This is a genomic window from Mesorhizobium sp. M1E.F.Ca.ET.063.01.1.1, from assembly GCF_003998155.1.
In the GTDB taxonomy this organism is placed as follows: domain Bacteria; phylum Pseudomonadota; class Alphaproteobacteria; order Rhizobiales; family Rhizobiaceae; genus Mesorhizobium.
In genome coordinates, this window is record NZ_RZSC01000505.1 from 1 (window position 1) to 4427 (window position 4427).

General features: G+C 65.3%; 4 protein-coding genes. All 4 read left to right on the plus strand.

The window, feature by feature from the left end:
* Positions 1–1326 (plus strand): ABC transporter substrate-binding protein (locus EOA29_RS26510; RefSeq protein WP_145969808.1); only part of this gene is annotated, 1326 nt, incomplete at its 5' end.
* Between the two features lie 70 nt (positions 1327–1396).
* Entirely contained in the window at positions 1397–2350 is a 954-nt protein-coding gene (locus EOA29_RS26515; RefSeq protein ID WP_127221831.1) for an ABC transporter permease, read from the plus strand.
* Complete coding sequence (locus tag EOA29_RS26520) at positions 2347–3231, plus strand: ABC transporter permease (RefSeq protein ID WP_126095352.1); 885 nt, start codon at positions 2347–2349, stop codon at positions 3229–3231. The genes EOA29_RS26515 and EOA29_RS26520 overlap by 4 nt, the downstream gene beginning before the upstream one ends.
* On the plus strand, positions 3224–4427 hold a 1204-nt coding region (locus tag EOA29_RS26525; protein WP_245468545.1), incomplete at its 3' end, for an ABC transporter ATP-binding protein. The genes EOA29_RS26520 and EOA29_RS26525, both read left to right, overlap by 8 nt.

Consider the following 4427-nt stretch of genomic DNA (forward strand, 5'->3'; position numbering starts at 1 on the left):
GACCTGGTGCTGAAGCCGGCGCTGGCGGAAAGCTGGAAGCCGAACGCCGACGGCACGGTGTGGACCTTCACACTGCGCAAGGGCGTGAAATTCCACTCGGGCGGCGAGATGAAGGCCGAAGACGTGGTGGCCAGCATCGACCGCCTCGCCGATCCCGCCAACTCGTCCAACGCGCTGTCGGTGTTCAGCGGCATCCTGCAGAAGGGCAACACCAAGAAGGTCGACGACTACACGGTTGAATTCCACCTCGACGCGCCGAACGGCAACTTCCCTTACATGGTGTCGTCCGACAACTACAACGCCGTCATCATCCCGGCGAGCTACAAGGGCGACTACGAAAAGAGCTTCGACGGCACCGGGCCGTTCAAGCTGGAGAAGTACACGCCGAAGGTCGGCGCCTCTTTCGTGCGCAACGAGGACTACTGGGGCGAAAAGGCCTTGCCGGAACGCACCGAGTTCACCTTCTTCACCGACATCCAGCCGCAGATCCTGGCGCTGCAGGGCGGCCAGATCGACATCATCAACCAGATGCCGGTGCTGGCCGGCGTCGGTCTGCTCAACGATCCGAATGTCGACATCATCAGCCTGAAGTCGGTGGCGCACCAGCAGTTGCACCTGCGCTGCGATTCCGACCCGTTCAAGGATCCGCGGGTGCGCCGGGCAATCGCGCTCAGCATCGACCGCAAGAAGCTGGTCGCCGGCCTGATGAAGGGCCGCGCCCAGGAAGGCAACGACAGCCCGTTTGCGAGCGCCTATCCGTCGACCGACACCAGCGTGCCGCAGCGCGAGCAGGACATCGCGCAGGCCAAGCAGTTGATGGAAGCGGCCGGCGCCGGCAAGGGCTTCAAGGTAACGCTGACGACCGAGCGCTATCTGGAAATCCCCGAATACGCCCAGCTCATCCAGAATTGGGTCAAGGAGATCGGCATCGAGCTCGAGCTCAACATCCTCGACCAGGGCGCCTATTACGGCGATGCGGTGTTCGGCAAGTCGAACTGGCTGGACTCGGTGATGGGCATCACCGACTACGGCCATCGCGGCGTGCCGAACGTCTATCTCGCGGCGCCGCTGAAGAGCGACGGCACCTGGAATGCCGCCCACTTCAAGAACAAGGACTACGACCAGCTGGCGACCAGCTATATCGCGGCCCTCGACCTCGAGGCGCAGAAGGCCAGCGCCGGCAAGATCCAGAAGCTGCTGCTCGAGGAAACGCCGGTGATCTTCGGCTATTTCTACGACTACCTGACTGCGACGGCGAAGGGCGTGACGGGCGTGCAGCCCACCGCCATGTCGCAGCTGTTCCTGGAAAAGGCATCGAAGGCCTGACGACAGCGAACAAGCTTATCCCTGACAGCCGGCTCTCCGCGGAGAGCCGGCTCCAATAGGAGTATTCGCCATCCTCGCCTTCCTCGTCCGGCGCCTCGGCCTGTCGCTCATTACGCTGTTCCTGCTCAGCGTCATGGTGTTCCTCGGCGGCCAGGTGCTGCCCGGCAATGTCGGGCGCGCCATATTGGGGCCATTCGCCGATGAGCGCGCCGTCGACGCGCTCAACCATTCGCTCGGCGTCGATCGCCCGCTGCTCGTCCAGTACGGAACCTGGATCTGGAACTTCCTGCATGGCGACATGGGCACGTCCTACATTTTCCGCGCGCCGGTCGCGCCCTTCGTCATCGACGCTTTGGGCAATTCGATGAAGCTGGCGCTGGTCGCTTTCGTGCTGGTGGTGCCGATCGGCATCCTCGGCGGCGTCATCGCCGCGCTCAACCTCAACCGGCCGCTCGACCGCATCATCAGCCTCGGCGGCCTGTCGGTGATGGTGCTGCCGGAATTCGTCACCGGCATCATCCTGATCCTGATCTTCGGCGTGTGGCTGCGCTGGCTGCCGATCGCCGCTTCCTGGCCGAAGGGCGCCGGCTTCTTCACCCAGCTCTACTATCTCATCCTGCCGTCGCTGCCGCTGTTTTTGGTGCTGTTCGGCTATATCGCCCGGATGGCGCGATCCGGCATGATCGAGGCGCTCGATTCCGACTATACTCGCACCGCCGTGCTCAAGGGCCTGCCGTGGCGCACGGTGATCTGGCGGCATGTGCTGCGCAACGCGCTGTTGCCGACCATCACCGTCATCGCCACGCAGACCGGCTACCTGATCGGCGGCCTGGTCGTGATCGAGACGCTGTTCCGCTACCAGGGCATCGGCTCGCTGATCTTCACCGCGGCACGCGGCAAGGATTTCCCGATGCTCGAGGCCGGCATCCTCACCATCGGCATCGTCTATGCGGTGGCGACCCTCGTCGCCGACTTCCTCTATTCCGTGCTCAACCCGCGCATCCGGCTGGGAGCAGAGCAATGAGCGTGACAGATACTCCCGCGAACCTGCCCACACCCGACGCCGCGACGCGGCGCGGTCCCTGGGGCGAGGTGTTGCACTCGCTGTTGCGGTCAGGAACGTTCCTGACCGGGCTTGGCATCGTCCTGTTCTGGATCATCTGCGCGCTGTTCGGCGAGCATTTCGTGCCTTACGACCCACTCGCCGACGACATCATCAACGCCCTTGCACCACCGTCGGCCGAGCACTGGTTCGGCACCGACCAGATCGGCCGCGACGTCTTCTCGCGCGTCATCGTCGGCTCGCGTGACATCCTGACGGTGGCGCCTTTAGCCACGTTGCTCGCGACCGTCGCCGGCACCGCACTCGGCCTCCTCATCGGCTATTTCCGCGGCATCGTCGACGACGTGATCAGCCGCGTTCTCGAGGCCTTCATGGCGATCCCGGTGGTGATCATCGCGCTGCTCGCCATCGTCGCGCTCGGCACGTCGAAGATCACCGTCATCGTCGTCATCGGCCTGAGCTTCGCGCCGATCATCGCCCGCACGGTGCGCTCGGCGGTGCTTGCTGAACGCGAACTCGACTATGTCGCGGCGGCAAAGCTGCGCCACGAAGGCGCGCTGCATACGATGTTCGTCGAGATCCTGCCCAATGTCATCCCGCCGATCCTGGTCGAGACGACGGTACGTCTCGGCTACGCGATCTTCGCCGTCGCCACGCTCTCGTTCATGGGCTTCGGCATCCAGCCGCCCTCCCCCGACTGGGGTCTAAGCATCTCCAGCAATTACGGCATGATCGGCGGCGGCTTCTGGTGGACGGTGCTGTTCGATGCCCTGGCCATCGCCTCCCTGGTTATCGGCGTCAATCTGGTGGCCGACGGCGTCCATGGAGCGTTCAATGACTGACAAGAACGCACTCGAGCTCAGAGATCTCTCCGTCGCCTACCGTGTCGGCGGCCGCAACCGGGCGGTGCTGCGCAATGTCAACCTCACCATCGGCCGCGGCGAGGCCTACGGGCTCGTCGGCGAATCCGGCTGCGGCAAGTCGACGGCGGCGCTCGCTGTGGTCCGCTACCTGCCGCGCAATGGCTCGATCACCGGCGGCTCGATCGCGCTCGACGGCCAGGACGTGATGAAGCTCGATGGCGAAGCGCTGCGGCGGGCGCGGGCGGAAAGCGTGTCGATGGTCTATCAGGACCCCGGCAAGGCGCTGAACCCGTCGCTGCGCATCGGCCGCCAGCTGACCGAGATCTTTGAGCTCGCCGGTGTCACTGGACAGGCGGCGAGCGACAAGGCCATTGCCATGCTGAACCGGGTGCGCATCTCCGATCCGGCAAGTGTCATGCAGCGCTACCCGCACCAGCTTTCCGGCGGCATGCAGCAGCGCGTGGCGATCGCCATGGCCTTGGCCAACGATCCGTCGATGCTGATCCTCGACGAGCCGACGACGGGTCTCGACGCGACGGTGGAAGCCGAAGTGCTCGACCTGATCGCGCAATTGCGGCGCGAGCTCTCGGCCTCGATCCTGTTCATCAGCCACAACCTCGCCGTCGTCTCGAAGATGTGCGACCGTGTCGGCGTGCTCTACGCCGGCATGCTGGTCGAGGAAGGCTCGACCAAGGACGTCTTCAACGATCCGCGCCATCCCTACACGGTGGCGCTGATGCGTTGCCTGCCGCGCGGCGGCCAGCGCAAGGACCAGGGCCGCCTGGACACCATCCCCGGATTCCTGCCCGGCATCGGCGCCAACATCACCGGCTGCGCCTTCGCCGATCGCTGCGCCCTGGCGACGGAGCGCTGCCGCAGCGAGCCGCCGCCGCTCTACGACCTGGGGGAAGGCCGACTGTCGCGCTGCCACTATCATGACAAGGCGCAGTCGCTGCCGCGCGCGACACCAGCCGAGACCCCCGCCGCAGCACCCAAGCAGGCACCGCCGGTGCTGCAGGTCGAGGGGCTGAACAAGACCTATGCCAGCCACGGCCGGCCGCTGAGGGCGGTGAAGGACGTCTCGGTCAGCCTGAGGCCCGGCGAGACGCTCGGTCTGGTCGGCGAATCCGGCAGCGGCAAGACGACCTTCGCCAGGCTGCTGCTCGGCCTCGTAC